We start from the raw sequence: 13,804 nt of genomic DNA, 5'->3' as shown, positions 1-13,804 counted from the left end.
TATGGCGTATACGATTGGTGTTGATTTCGGCACATTGTCCGGCCGGGCGGTGCTTGTCAATGTCCGCACGGGCGAAGAGATCGCGTCTGCGGTAAAAGAATACACTCATGCCGTCATCGACCGCACGCTGCCGAAGACGGGTGAAAAACTCCCTCGGGACTGGGCGCTTCAGCATCCTGCCGATTATATCGAAGTTCTGGAAACGGCGATTCCGAACCTGCTTCAAGAGGCGGGCGCTGATCCAAAAGACGTGATCGGCATAGGAATTGATTTTACCGCCTGCACGATTTTGCCGATAGACGTCGCGGGGCAGCCGCTTTGTATGCTGCCGGAATTTGAACGGGAGCCCCACAGTTATGTGAAGCTGTGGAAGCATCATGCGGCTCAAAAACATGCAGACCGTTTGAACACGATTGCCGAAGACACAAAAGAAACATTCCTTAAAAGATACGGCGGTAAAATTTCTTCTGAATGGATGATCCCGAAAATCATGCAAATCGCGGAAGAAGCGCCGCATATATACAAGGCGGCAGATCGGATTGTGGAAGCGGCAGACTGGATCGTCTATCAATTGTGCGGTTCATTGAAGCGAAGCAACTGCACGGCCGGCTACAAAGCAATCTGGAATGAGGAGACGGGGTATCCGCCGGATCATTTTTTTGAAAAGCTCAACCCGTTAATGAAAACGATTACAAAAGATAAATTAAGCGGCACCATTTATTCAGTCGGGGAAAAGGCAGGAGGTTTGACCGAAAAAATGGCGGAGCTGACCGGGCTTCTGCCGGGGACGGCCGTTGCCGTCGCCAATGTCGACGCCCACGTGTCAGTGCCCGCGGTCGGTATTACAGAGCCGGGGAAAATGCTGATGATTATGGGAACGTCTACCTGCCATGTGCTGCTCGGCGAGGAAGAACATATCGTCCCCGGTATGTGCGGGGTCGTCAATAACGGCATCTTGCCCGGATATGCGGGATATGAAGCGGGGCAGTCCTGTGTCGGCGACCACTTTGAATGGTTCGTCAAAACGTGCGTTCCGAGAGACTATGAGAAGGAAGCTGAGGATAAACACATAGACATTCACGAGCTGCTCAGCAAAAAAGCAGCTGAACTTGTTCCGGGGGAAAGCGGCCTTCTCGCGCTTGACTGGTGGAACGGAAACCGGTCAACCTTGGTGGACGCCGATTTGACGGGCATGATGCTCGGCATGACGCTGCACTCGAAGCCGGAAGAAATCTACAGGGCATTGATTGAAGCGACGGCGTTCGGAACGAGGATGATTATCGAAACGTTTCGGGAAAACGGCGTTCCGGTCGAGGAGCTTTACGCAGCCGGAGGAATCGCCGAAAAAAATCCGTTTGTCATGCAGATTTATGCAGACGTCACAAAAATGGACATTCAATTATCCGGGTCTCCGCAGGCGCCGGCACTGGGCTCCGCGATTTTCGGAGCGCTCGCCGCGGGACGGGAAAACGGGGGATTCTCCAATATTGCTGAAGCATGTGCGCATATGGGGAAATTAAAAGACGGCTTTTATGCCCCGAACCGGGAAAGAGCTGAGATTTATGACAGCTTATATGCGGAATATAAAGAGCTCGTACACTACTTCGGCAAAGAAAACAATGTCATGAAACGCCTGAAAGCCATTAAAAACCGTGATTTTGCGAAAGGGGGAAGCCGCCATGCTTGAAGCGTTAAAAGAAGAAGTGCTCGCCGCCAATCTGAAGCTTGAGGAACATAACCTTGTCACGCTTACATGGGGGAATGTCAGCGGCATTGACAGAGAGAGCGGGAGAATCGTCATTAAACCGAGCGGTGTCGATTACAGTGAGCTGACCGCTGACAAACTGGTCGTCCTGAATGAGGACGGAGACATTCTCGAAGGCTCGCTGAAACCGTCTTCTGACACGCCGACCCATCTTTATCTGTATAAAGCGTTTCCGGCTATCGGCGGAATCGTTCATACGCACTCCCGCTGGGCGACGAGCTGGGCGCAGTCCGGAAGAGACATACCCGCTCTCGGAACGACTCACGCGGATTACTTTGAAAGCGCTATACCCTGCACGAGGGAAATGTATGAAGAAGAAATTGTGAAAGATTACGAATATCATACAGGCAAAGTCATAGCCGAAACCTTTCAAAACGAACCGTATGAACAAAATCCGGGTGTCCTCGTCCACAGCCACGGCCCGTTCTGCTGGGGAACGGATGCGCTGAATGCCCTGCATAACGCCGTTGTGCTCGAAACGGTAGCGGAAATGGCCTACCATTCGCTTATGCTGAACAAACAGCTCAGTCCGATCGACAGAGTGCTGCATGATAAGCATTTTTACAGAAAACACGGGGCGAATGCTTATTATGGCCAAACTTGACGCAGCCGGGTTTCTAATTGATTTAGACGGAACCGTATTCAGGGGGCGGGAGCTGATTGACGGAGCAAAAGAAGCCGTTCATACCCTTCAGTCACTGGGCAAAGCCGTTGTCTTTTTAAGCAACCGCGGCAATCTATCAAGAGCAATGTGCCGAAAGAAACTGCTGGGTGCCGGTATCCGCACGGATGAACGGAGCATCGTGCTGTCCTCCAGTGTGACGGCATCATTTTTAAAGAAGCATTATCCTTTGTCAAAGGTGTGGGTGTTAGGAGAGAAAGGGCTGACTGATGAACTCGCTTTAGCGGGTGTCGCCCTGGCGCAAAACCCGCAGGCGGCAGACTGGCTTGTCATCTCCCTGCATGAAACCGTCACCTATGAGGATCTGAATCTCGCTTTTAAGGCGGCTTCCTCCGGCGCGCGCATCATCGCCACGAACCGGGACCGCTCCTTTCCGAATGAAGGCGGCCATGCCATGGACGTCGCGGGAATGATCGGGGCTATTGAAGCATCCGCCGGAGCAAAAACGGAGCTTGTCATCGGCAAACCGTCTTGGCTGATGGCTGAGGCGGCATGTGAAGCGCTCGGACTTCCCCCTGAGGAATGCGCCATTATCGGAGACAGCCTCGAATCTGATATCGCAATGGGCAGCCTGTACGGGATGAAAAGCGTATTGGTTCTGACGGGGTCGGCCAAACTTGGGGAGCCCCGTCTATATGAACCTGACATCGTCCTTGATTCTATTAAAGACCTGACAGAATTAGCGAAGGAGGGAATCCTTTTATGAAACGTTCTCCTGAGGACATTCAATCCGAGTTTGACAAGGAAGGGGCCAGCCGCTCACCGATTCAAATAGAAGATATCGTGATCGGGGCGAATGCAAAAGAAGAGCTTCTCAGATTTCTGCAAAAAAAATGCTGGAATCATCCGGTCATCGTCTGTGACCGGAACACGTACGAGGCGGCGGGGCGTCTGCTTGCGGACGAATTGAGAGCAGGCGGGATCAAAGCGTCAAAAGTCATCATTCCGGAGCATGAAGCCGGGGCCGCCGCGGCTGATGAGAGGACATTGGTCTATACGCTGATCAATCTCGCGGAAGAGACGGATGTCATCATTGCGGCCGGTGCAGGAACGATTCACGACATTACGCGGTTTGCCGCCTGCCAGCGCGGATTGCCGTTTATCTCATTCCCCACCGCTCCGTCAGTCGACGGTTTTACGTCGGCGGGAGCGCCGCTCATATTAAACGGAATCAAAACGACGATTCAAACGAAAGCGCCGATCGCCTTATTTGCGGATACGAATGTATTAAAAGAAGCGCCCCGTTCAATGACAGCCGCGGGCTTCGGAGACATGCTCGGAAAAATAACATCGCTGGCAGATTGGGAGATTTCCCGCAGGCTTGCGGGTGAGCCGTACTCAGAAGCCGGGGCGAAGCTTGTGAGAGACGCGCTTTGGCAGTGCATTGATCACCGCGCTGACATTGCCATGGGAACGGAGGCCGGCATTCAGATACTGATGGAAGCGCTGATCGTTTCGGGTCTTGTCATGCTTGCGCTTGACCACTCCCGCCCCGCCTCAGGAGGAGAACATCACATCTCGCATTGGATTGAGATGGAAATGCTGAAGGCAAAACAGCCTCCGATTCTCCACGGTGCGAAGGTCGGCTGTGCGTGCGCGGTGCTGAGTGATATTTACAAAGAACTGGCTTGTCACGAAAAGCTTGCTGAACTGCCGCCGCACTTTCGCGAGGCGATTCAATCTGCATATGAAGGGCTTCCCGACGGCAAGACAATTGCCGGGTGGCTCGCATCTGCGGGAGGTCCCGCCTGTTTCGATGAGATCGGTGTAAAACAGGACCTTGTCAGCGATGCGCTTAAGCATGCGCACACACTGCGAGACCGTTATACCGGTTTAACCATCATAAATGAAAATGCAGCGCTCTTTGCACATCATTTGCATCAATAGCCGCACGGCCTAAAGTGGAAGGGGTAATGACATGAAAAAAACGACCGCTGTATGTTTGGTGCTGATGTTGCTCTTCTTGTTTACCGCCGGCTGTTCACAAGAACGGACTGCCGGCCGGCCGGGAGAAACGGAGCTGACGTTTTGGACGTTTAACGGTCTGCACGAACAGTTTTATCAGGAAATGGTCAAAGAATGGAATCAGAAATTTCCGGATCGCAAAATCAAGCTGAATACCGTTGTTTATCCTTATGGACAAATGCATGATAATTTATCGGTTTCGCTGATCGCGGGTGAGGGGCTTCCCGATATAGCCGACGTGGAATTAAGCCGGTTCTCGAACTTTCTGAAGGGGAAGGATATCCCGCTTGCCGATCTGACGCCGCTGATTGAAAAAGACCGCGATAAGTTTGTGGAAGCGCGTCTGGCCTTATACAGCAAAAACGGAAAATTGTACGGCCTTGATACACATGTGGGGACGACCGTCATGTTTTACAACATGGATATCATGAAAAAAGCGGGCGTTGATCCCGCCTCCATTAAGACATGGGAAGATTACCGGCGGGCAGGGAAAAAAGTGCGTGAGGCCGCTGGGAAACCGATGGGAACGGTTGAAACAAACGACTCCGCCACATTCCTATCCATGATTTCGCAGCAAGGGTCAGGCTACTACAGCAAAAACGGAAAATTGATTCTGAACAGCAAGACGAATACAGACACACTGAATTATGTAAAGGACATGGTAAATGATAAAACCCTTCTGCCGGCTCCCGGCGGCGGCCATCACAGCGAAGAATACTACGGTTTTATGAATCAGGGCGGGGCAGCCTCAGTGCTGATGCCCATTTGGTACATGGGACGGTTTATCGATTATATGCCTGATTTAAAAGGAAAAATGGCGATTTACCCTATGCCGGCCTGGAAAGAAGGCGGTGACAGATCAGCGGGTTTAGGCGGAACAGCCACCGTCGTGCCGAAGCAGGCTGAACATCTGAAGCTCGCGAAAGAATTTCTCGGTTTTGCGAAAGGTTCGAAGGAAGGGAATATAAAGCTTTGGACGGTGCTCGGCTTTGACCCGCTCCGCTGGGACGTGTGGGATTCAAAAGAATTGAAGGAGAAAAACAAGTACACGGATTTCTTCCGGAACGGTACGTCAATTTTTTCCTCGCTCCTTGAAATAAAAGATGAGATCAATCCGATTTATCTGCATGAAGACTTCTCTAAAGCGGCTGATCTCGTTGTCAGACAAGTGCTGTTCGATGCGCTGAAGACGCAGGAAAAAACACCTAAGGAAGCCTTGGACGAGGCGGCAGAGCAATTAGAGAAATAGGAGAAGCCGCCCTATTTAACAGTGAAAGCGGGGGAGCTTTTATGAGACCTGTAAAGACAGAGACAGCGCAAACCGTTTCTGCAGTCCGGAAGAAGCCGCGCCGGCGCAATGTGCTGTATTCAAAAAAAGCGGCGCCTTATCTTTTTACGGCGCCATTTATCATTTCGTTTCTCGTTTTCTTTTTGTATCCGATTATCAGCGTGTTTATCATGAGCTTTCAACGGATACTGCCGGGAGAAATTACATTTGTCGGGTTTTCCAATTATACCGCTCTTCTTAATCCAACCTTTTATACGGCATTATTTAACACATTGGAATATACCTTCTGGACGCTGATTGTGCTGATTCCGGTGCCGCTTCTTTTGGCGGTGATTCTGAATTCGAAGCTCGTCAGGTTCAGAAATGTGTTTAAATCGGCTCTGTTTGTACCGGCTTTAACATCGACGATCGTAGCGGGGATTATTTTCCGTCTGATGTTCGGAGAAATGAATACGTCGCTTGCAAACGAGCTGATGATGAAGCTTGGCGCATCACCCCAAAACTGGCTCAACAACAAAGGTACCGGCATGTTTTTAATGGTGCTGCTTGCGTCATGGAGGTGGATGGGCATTAACATTCTATACTTTCTGGCCGGATTGCAAAACGTGCCGAAAGAATTGTATGAAGCGGCTGAAATTGACGGGGCGAGTACGTGGAAAAAGTTCCGGCATATTACCCTTCCATTTTTAAAGCCGGTGTCCGTTTATGTGTTAACGATCAGTATTATTGGCGGTTTCAGAATGTTTGAGGAAAGCTATGTGCTTTGGCAGAATAATTCCCCGGGCAATATCGGCCTCACGCTTGTCGGTTATTTATATCAGCAGGGGCTTGCATACAACGAAATGGGGTACGGGGCCGCAATCGGAATTGTCCTTTTGCTTGTCATCTTACTAGTCAGTCTTGTTTCACTGAAACTGTCCGGTTCGTTTAAAGGGGAGGGATAAGCGTTGCGTAACAATCACATGTTTTCCGTGTACAGAGTCGCGTTTACCTTGTTTTTCATCATGCTGAGCCTGCTGTATATCTTTCCGATGATCTGTCTATTGCTCGGTTCTTTAAAGCCGTCATCTGAGCTGATGCGCATCGGGCTGAATCTGCGTCTTGATCCGGATGTGATGAGCCTTGATAACTACACCTATTTGTTCAACGGGGGGAGCATTTATTTCAAATGGTTTTTTAACAGCCTGCTGCTCGGCGTTCTCACCACGGTTCTCACGCTGTTTTTTTCCTCTTTGATCGGCTACGGACTCGGTGTCTACGAATTTAAAGGCAGAAATATTATTTTCGTTCTTGTGCTGATCATTATGATGGTGCCTCTTGAAGTGATGATGCTTCCGTTGTTCAAATTGACGGTGGGTCTTCATTTGATCGATTCTTATACTGGGGTGATTCTGCCGTTTATTGTGTCGCCTGTCGCCGTGTTCTTTTTTCGGCAATATGCGCTCGGACTTCCGAAGGATCTGCTTGATTCAGCGAGAATGGACGGCTGCACCGAATTCGGCATTTTTTTCAGAATTATGGCGCCGCTCATGAAACCGGCATTCGGGGCAATGATCATTCTTCAATCTTTAAACAGCTGGAATAACTTTTTATGGCCGCTGATCGTGCTTCGGTCGAAAGAAATGTTTACGCTTCCAATCGGACTTTCAGGGCTGCTGAGTCCGTACGGCAACAACTATGACATGCTGATTTCCGGGTCCGTTTTTGCGATACTGCCGGTGATCATCATATTCTTGTTTTTCCAAAAATACTTCATTTCCGGCCTCACAGTAGGCGGAGTGAAGGGATAGAGAGAGGGAGGAAATATAATAATGAAAAAAGCGGGGATTACAGCAGATAAAGAATATATCATCGGTGAAGTGGACAAACGGATGTACGGATCATTTATAGAACATATGGGCCGGGCGGTATATGAAGGCATTTATGAGCCCGGACACCCGAAAGCCGACAAGGACGGCTTCAGAACAGACGTGCAGGAGTTAATCAAGGAATTGCAAGTGCCGTTCATCCGCTATCCGGGAGGGAATTTTCTCTCGGGCTACAATTGGGAAGACGGCGTCGGGCCGGTGAAGGACCGCCCGCGGAGGCTAGATTTAGCATGGCAGACGACAGAAACGAACGAAGTAGGGACGAATGAATTTTTAACGTGGGCGAAAAAAGTGAACGCCGAAGTGAATATGGCGGTCAATCTCGGGACGAGAGGGATCGATGCCGCCCGGAACCTCGTCGAATACTGCAACCATCCTGAAGGGTCATACTGGAGCGACTTACGAAAATCGCACGGATATGAAAAACCTTACGGCATCAAAACATGGTGCTTAGGAAATGAGATGGACGGCCCTTGGCAGATCGGTCATAAAACGGCGCATGAATACGGACGGCTCGCCGCTGAAACGGCAAAGGTGATGAAATGGACGGACCCGACGATCGAATTGGTGGCTTGCGGAAGCTCAAACAGCGGCATGCCGTCCTTCATCGAGTGGGAGGCCGAGGTGCTTGAGCATACGTACGAGCATGTGGATTACATCTCACTGCATACGTATTACGGCAACCATGAAAATGATCTTGAGAACTATTTGGCGAAGTCGATGGATTTAGACCATTTTATTAAATCCGTCACAGCCGTATGTGATTATATGAAAGCGAAAAAACGCAGCAAAAAAACGATTCACCTTTCTTTAGATGAATGGAATGTGTGGTATCACTCAAATGAAGCGGATAAAAAAGTGGAGCCATGGATTACGGCCCGGCCGATTCTTGAAGACATCTACAATTTTGAAGATGCGCTGTTGATCGGTTCACTGCTGATTACCATGCTGCAGCATGCGGACAGACTAAAGATCGCCTGTCTCGCCCAGCTTGTCAACGTAATTGCGCCTATCATGACCGAAAAGGGCGGAGAAGCATGGAGGCAGCCGATCTTTTACCCTTACATGCACGCCTCTGTCTACGGGAGAGGGACTTCGATGAAGCTGCTGATTACCTCCCCGAAATACGACTCGGCGGACTTTACGGATGTACCGTATGTTGATGCCGCGGCCGTTTACCGCGAAGAGGATGAAGCCCTGACCATTTTTGCCGTCAACAAAAGCAAGGAACTGATGGAAACGGAGATCAAACTGAGGGGGTTTGAAGATTACCGCATCATTGAGCATATCGTGCTGGAGCATCAGGATATGAAAGCGACCAATCAAAAAAACAGAAATGAAGTCACGCCTCACTCAAACGGAACGTCTTCGGCAAATGCTGAAGGGATAACGGCTCATTTTACTCCGCTGTCCTGGAATGTCATCCGTTTATCAGGCAAATAATGTTCCGAAAAGCCGGGCTGCGCCGCCGGCTTTTTTTTACGCAAAAATCATCTCCTGTTATCTGATAATTGTGATAATATTTAGAAAAAGAGAAAAGGGGCTGGGATTAAATGAATGCGATTACAATCGTCATAGCGTCTATATGTATTCTGGCGATCGCCTATCGGCTTTACGGTACCTTTATGATGGTCAAAGTATTAAAAATCAATGATCAGACACCGACTCCGGCCCATGTGCTTGAGGATGGGAAAGATTATGTGCCGACGAATAAGTGGGTGTCATTCGGCCACCACTTCGCGGCAATCGCCGCTGCCGGCCCGCTTGTCGGACCGATTCTGGCAGCTCAGTTCGGCTATCTGCCCGGGCTTTTATGGCTGTTAATCGGGGCGGTGATCGGAGGAGCCGTGCACGATATTGTCGTATTGTTTGCATCAATGCGGAAAAACGGGAAAACGCTTTCTGAAGTCGCCAAAGAAGAGCTCGGCCCGGTGGCGGGTTTTTGCACGGGTCTCTCGATGCTGTTTATCATTACGATCACGATGGCGGGGCTGTCCATGGTTGTGCTGCACGCGCTTGAGAAAAACCCGTGGGGAACGTTTGCGGTGGGCATTACGATTCCGATCGCGATGGGGGTCGGCCTCTACTATAAAAAAACGGGCAATCTCAAACTCGCATCAACTGTCGGGTTTCTTTTGTTAATGGCCGGTGTTGTCATCGGGCCGCGGCTGCAGACAACGGCTCTCGGGGACATGCTGACACTGGATGCGAAAACGCTTGCAGTGGCGCTTCCTGTCTATGCGTTTTTCGCCGCGGCGCTTCCGGTTTGGCTTTTGCTGGCTCCGCGTGACTATTTAAGCAGTTTTATGAAAATCGGGGTTTTTGCCGCTTTGATCGCAGGCGTCTTTTTCGTCAATCCCGCCATTAAATTTCCGGCCGTAACGGAGTTTATTCACGGCGGAGGGCCGGTGATCGCGGGTCCTGTCTGGCCGTTTATTTCAATAACGATTGCCTGCGGCGCCATTTCGGGTTTTCATGCATTTGTCGGTTCCGGCACAACACCGAAAATGCTGGATAAATGGAGTGATATAAAGCCGGTTGCTTTCGGAGCGATGCTTGTGGAATGTCTCGTCGGAATTATGGCGCTCATTGCAGCTGCCGCTCTCGAGCCCGCCGACTATTTTGCTATTAACAGCACGCCTGAAATATTCCGCACCCTCGGGATGAATGTCGTCCATCTGCCTGAATTGAGTAAAGAAATCGGGCTCAGTCTGGAAGGAAGAACGGGCGGCGCTGTTACGCTTGCTGTCGGAATGACGTATATCTTTACGGAGATTCCGTTTTTCAGTCATTTGGCTTCATACTTTTTTCAATTCGTCATTATGTTTGAAGCGGTGTTTATTTTAACGGCGATTGATGCGGGAACCCGTGTCGCCCGGTACTTGATTCAAGAGTTTTTCGGAGAGGTCTATAAGCCGCTGAAAAAAACAGACTGGCTGCCGGGCTCGATTTTCTCAAGCGCGCTCGCCTGCCTGCTGTGGGGCTATCTTCTGTATTCGGGCGACATCAGCTCCATTTGGGCGCTGTTCGGCGTATCCAATCAGCTTATGGCGTCTGTCGGCTTAATTATCGGTGCGACCGTCGTATTAAAAATAGCGGATAAGCGGCGCTATATGCTGACATGCCTGATTCCTCTCGCTTATTTGTACGTGACCGTCAACTATGCGGGTTATTGGATGGTGCGGTATGTGTATTTGAACCCCGAAGCGGCGGGATACAACGTGCTGAATGGCGTTTTATCCATTATCATGCTCATTCTCGGGCTTGTGATTATCATTGCGGCTGTGAAAAAATGGGCGAATGTATGGCGTGATCCGAGTGCCAGACTGGAAGCTTCAATACCCGGATAAATCCGCGGCCGTCCGAACAGTGCAGCATCATAAAAAAGCAGAGAGCCGATATGTCTCTCTGCTTTCATCTTATGACAAATCCGCCGCTTCCAAAAGGTAATCCGCCAAATGAACCGCGCGGACACGGCCAGTTAATCCTTCGCGTAAAATGCCGAGCTGCATTTGCAGAAGGCATCCGGGATTGGCTGTCACGATGACGGCCGCCTCCGTTTTTCCGGCTGCTTTCATCTTACTGTCTAATATTTTCATAGACATCTCTGACTCTGTTATATTATAAATTCCCGCCGACCCGCAGCAGCTGTCGGCCTTTTCCATTTCTCTGTACTCAGCCCCTTTAATGCTTTTCAAAAGCGTGCGCGGTTCCTCTGACGTATGCATCACATTGCGGAGATGGCAGGAGTCCTGATATGTGACGATATGAGGAGACTGCGCCCGCAGGTTTTTTTGATGGAACTTCAGATCAACCAGTACGGATGAAAAGTCTTTGAGCTTCCGGACGAATTGTTCGGCACGTTCCGCCCATCCAGGTTCATCTTTCAGTAAATGCGGATATTCCTGAAGAAAGGCGCCGCATCCGCCGGCGTTTGTAATGATATAATCAGCGTCAAGCGCCTCAAAAGCCGCGATATTCCGCTTGGCCAGTTCTTTTCCCATCTCTTTTTCTCCGCTGTGCCCGTGAAGCGCGCCGCAGCACGCCTGGCCGTCCGGAACCGCGATTTCACACCCGGCCGCCTGTAAAAGCGCCGTTGTCGCATGATTTGTCGCTAAAAACATCGTATCCATTAAGCAGCCCGAGAAAAAAGCGGCCCGTTTTTGGACGGGACCCGCGGCAGGAAGAAAACGCGGCCTTTCCTTCATGTCTTTCCGTTTCGGGGCGGGCGGGAGCACTTGTTCCATTGTGCGCAGATGTTCAGGCAAAACGCGCAGCATACCGGTTTTTCTGACGGCGGTCTGCAGTCCTGATCTTTGGTATATTCCGAGAAGATTCACGGCTGTCTGCATGCGGTTTTGATGAGGGAAAAGCCCGGTGAAGGCGGCTTTCCGCAAGAGGCGCACGCCCGGCTTATGTTTTTTATTTTGATGAATGATATCCCTCGCTTCTTCAAGCAGCTGTCCGTAATTGACCCCTGCCGGACAAACGGGCTCGCATGCCCGGCATCCGAGACACAGCGAAAGTGAGCGCTCGACATCTTCATCCGGCTCGATCAGTCCGTCAGTGACGGCTTTCATCAGGGCGATCCGGCCGCGCGGCGAATGGGATTCTTGAAATCCCGATTCAATATAGGTCGGACAGGAAGGAAGGCAGAAGCCGCAGCGCATACAGTTCAGCAATTCACCTTCATCCATGCGGGTTTTGAATTCTGTTTGAATTTGTTGCTGCTCTTTAGCCGTTGTCATTTCATCACCACCACGCGTTTCCTTGATGAATTGGCGAATATTTTTCCCGGATTCAGCAGATTTTGGGGATCAAGCGCTTGTTTGATCGCTTTCATGGCGGTGATGCCTTCTGTTTTCAGTTTCATTTCTAAATACGGCGCTTTTACGATGCCGACCCCGTGTTCACCCGTTATCGTCCCGCCCAGCTCAATCGCTTTTTCAAAAATGGCGGCAAAAGCTTTTTCGACACGTTCCATCTCCTCTGTATTTCGGATATCGGTGGTGCACGTCGGATGGAGGTTGCCGTCTCCGGCATGGCCGAATGTGCAGATGGACAGGCCGTATGTTTCTGCAATCTCGTTAATGGCTTTGACCATGCTGGCAATTTGTGATCTCGGCACGGTCGCATCTTCCAGAATCGTTGTCGGTTTCAGCCGGGCAAGGGCTGATAATGCGGACCGTCTGGCCTCTGTAAGCGCGAATGCCTCTTCCTCGGTTTCAGCCGTTTGGACGGATACGGCGGCTCCGTTTTTACAAATCGCTTCGATTTTTTCCATATCTCGTCTGACCGTGTCGATGTCACCGTCCTGTTCGATCAGCAGCACCGCTTTTGCGTCGGTCGGAAGCCCGATCTTGGCGTAATCTTCAATGACCTGCAGTGTCGGCTGATCAAGAAATTCGAGTGTCGCCGGAATGATTTTTTCAGCGATGATGGCAGAAACCGATTCCGCAGCCGCTTCAATATGTTCATAGAGTGCAAGCAGCGTTTTTTTCGTTTCCGGCTTCGGAACCAGCTTTAAAGTCGCTTCCGTCACAACGCCGAGCGTCCCTTCTGATCCGACGAAAAGCCGGGTCAGATCATAACCGGCGACATCCTTTGTCAGCTTTCCTCCTGTGCGGATGATATCGCCTGAAGCCAATACGGCTTCAAGGCCGAGGACATAATCCCGGGTGACGCCGTACTTCAAACCGCGCAGCCCGCCGGAATTTTCATTAATATTCCCGCCGATTGTCGATATTTTCATGCTGCTCGGATCAGGCGGATAAAATAAACCTTTTTGTTCAACCGCACGGATCATATCTTGCGTAATCACGCCCGGCTGGACGGTTGCCGTCAAATTTTCTTCATCGATTTCTAGAATGCGGTTCATATGTTTGAATAAAAGCACAAGCCCGCCTTCAGACGGACATGTGCCGCCGCATAAGTTTGTGCCTGAACCCCTCGGCACGATCGGAATGTCATGCCTGCTGCAAATCGTTAATATACGGGACACGTCATCCGCGCTGCGGGGGGCGATTACCGCATCCGGCATGGCTTGCAGCTGAGGAGCCGCATCATAAGAATACACAAGACGGCCCGCCGCCGAATCATCATAATTCTCCTTCCCGACCGTCCGGATGAACGCTTCTTTTGCCTCTCGTGAAATCATGTTCTCCCAACCTCCCTGATAAGAAAAGCGTTTTCATTTAATTGTAAAGAAAAACGATTCCGCACACTATGGAGAAACA

At 50.5% G+C, this 13,804-nt stretch carries 11 protein-coding genes; 9 read left to right on the top strand and 2 right to left on the bottom strand.

Going from position 1 to position 13,804, the window contains the following annotated elements:
- The first annotated feature begins 1 nt into the window (after window position 1).
- From araB to cstA, 9 genes are all read left to right on the top strand, one after another.
- Complete coding sequence (gene araB, locus NYE28_RS15025; protein WP_337681021.1) at window positions 2-1,687, top strand: ribulokinase; 1,686 nt, start codon at window positions 2-4, stop codon at window positions 1,685-1,687.
- Window positions 1,680-2,369 carry an L-ribulose-5-phosphate 4-epimerase gene (gene araD / locus NYE28_RS15020; RefSeq protein WP_220007403.1) on the top strand — a complete coding sequence of 230 codons (690 nt, stop codon included), beginning with the start codon at window positions 1,680-1,682 and terminating at the stop codon, window positions 2,367-2,369. The genes araB and araD overlap by 8 nt, the downstream gene beginning before the upstream one ends.
- Window positions 2,356-3,153 (top strand): HAD-IIA family hydrolase, encoded by a 798-nt coding sequence (locus NYE28_RS15015; protein WP_012118145.1) that lies wholly within the window; start codon window positions 2,356-2,358, stop codon window positions 3,151-3,153. Before araD ends, NYE28_RS15015 begins: the two co-directional genes overlap by 14 nt.
- The gene (locus NYE28_RS15010) at window positions 3,150-4,334 is read left to right on the top strand and encodes a sn-glycerol-1-phosphate dehydrogenase (protein WP_059367985.1); all 1,185 of its coding nucleotides are present in this window, start codon (window positions 3,150-3,152) and stop codon (window positions 4,332-4,334) included. The genes NYE28_RS15015 and NYE28_RS15010 overlap by 4 nt, the downstream gene beginning before the upstream one ends.
- A 31-nt stretch (window positions 4,335-4,365) precedes the next feature.
- Window positions 4,366-5,661 carry an ABC transporter substrate-binding protein gene (locus tag NYE28_RS15005; RefSeq protein WP_059367986.1) on the top strand — a complete coding sequence of 432 codons (1,296 nt, stop codon included), beginning with the start codon at window positions 4,366-4,368 and terminating at the stop codon, window positions 5,659-5,661.
- Between the two features lie 41 nt (window positions 5,662-5,702).
- The gene (locus tag NYE28_RS15000) at window positions 5,703-6,644 is read left to right on the top strand and encodes a sugar ABC transporter permease (protein ID WP_007408105.1); all 942 of its coding nucleotides are present in this window, start codon (window positions 5,703-5,705) and stop codon (window positions 6,642-6,644) included.
- 18 nt (window positions 6,645-6,662) lie between these two features.
- Window positions 6,663-7,490, top strand: a complete 828-nt coding sequence (locus NYE28_RS14995; protein ID WP_007612991.1) for a carbohydrate ABC transporter permease — start codon at window positions 6,663-6,665, stop codon at window positions 7,488-7,490.
- A gap of 21 nt (window positions 7,491-7,511) precedes the next feature.
- On the top strand, window positions 7,512-9,011 hold the full coding sequence (locus tag NYE28_RS14990) for an alpha-N-arabinofuranosidase (RefSeq protein ID WP_205164563.1): 1,500 nt from the start codon (window positions 7,512-7,514) through the stop codon (window positions 9,009-9,011).
- Between the two features lie 110 nt (window positions 9,012-9,121).
- The gene (cstA, locus tag NYE28_RS14985; protein ID WP_012118141.1) at window positions 9,122-10,918 is read left to right on the top strand and encodes a carbon starvation protein CstA; all 1,797 of its coding nucleotides are present in this window, start codon (window positions 9,122-9,124) and stop codon (window positions 10,916-10,918) included.
- A gap of 69 nt (window positions 10,919-10,987) precedes the next feature.
- On the opposite strand, the gene NYE28_RS14980 is transcribed toward cstA, so the two are convergent.
- Together NYE28_RS14980 and glcD are read right to left on the bottom strand one after the other, a co-directional pair.
- Complete coding sequence (locus tag NYE28_RS14980) at window positions 10,988-12,316, bottom strand: (Fe-S)-binding protein (RefSeq protein WP_025285083.1); 1,329 nt, start codon at window positions 12,314-12,316, stop codon at window positions 10,988-10,990.
- Window positions 12,313-13,725, bottom strand: coding sequence for a glycolate oxidase subunit GlcD (gene glcD, locus NYE28_RS14975; protein WP_015417962.1), 1,413 nt, complete (start codon window positions 13,723-13,725; stop codon window positions 12,313-12,315). Before glcD ends, NYE28_RS14980 begins: the two co-directional genes overlap by 4 nt.
- Window positions 13,726-13,804 lie beyond the last annotated feature (79 nt).

The organism is Bacillus sp. FSL R5-0443, from assembly GCF_038608285.1.
Lineage (GTDB): Bacteria > Bacillota > Bacilli > Bacillales > Bacillaceae > Bacillus > Bacillus velezensis.
This window is presented reverse-complemented; position numbering and strand designations above follow the sequence as displayed.

Bases quoted from the DNA above. Each gene is read 5' to 3' on its own strand.
- araB (WP_337681021.1), top strand. From the start codon at position 2: ATGGCGTATACGATTGGTGTTGATTTCGGCACATTGTCCGGCCGGGCG.
- araD (WP_220007403.1), top strand. From the start codon at position 1,680: ATGCTTGAAGCGTTAAAAGAAGAAGTGCTCGCCGCCAATCTGAAGCTT.
- NYE28_RS15015 (WP_012118145.1), top strand. From the start codon at position 2,356: ATGGCCAAACTTGACGCAGCCGGGTTTCTAATTGATTTAGACGGAACC.
- NYE28_RS15010 (WP_059367985.1), top strand. From the start codon at position 3,150: ATGAAACGTTCTCCTGAGGACATTCAATCCGAGTTTGACAAGGAAGGG.
- NYE28_RS15005 (WP_059367986.1), top strand. From the start codon at position 4,366: ATGAAAAAAACGACCGCTGTATGTTTGGTGCTGATGTTGCTCTTCTTG.
- NYE28_RS15000 (WP_007408105.1), top strand. From the start codon at position 5,703: ATGAGACCTGTAAAGACAGAGACAGCGCAAACCGTTTCTGCAGTCCGG.
- NYE28_RS14995 (WP_007612991.1), top strand. From the start codon at position 6,663: ATGTTTTCCGTGTACAGAGTCGCGTTTACCTTGTTTTTCATCATGCTG.
- NYE28_RS14990 (WP_205164563.1), top strand. From the start codon at position 7,512: ATGAAAAAAGCGGGGATTACAGCAGATAAAGAATATATCATCGGTGAA.
- cstA (WP_012118141.1), top strand. From the start codon at position 9,122: ATGAATGCGATTACAATCGTCATAGCGTCTATATGTATTCTGGCGATC.
- NYE28_RS14980 (WP_025285083.1), bottom strand. From the start codon at position 12,316: ATGACAACGGCTAAAGAGCAGCAACAAATTCAAACAGAATTCAAAACC.
- glcD (WP_015417962.1), bottom strand. From the start codon at position 13,725: ATGATTTCACGAGAGGCAAAAGAAGCGTTCATCCGGACGGTCGGGAAG.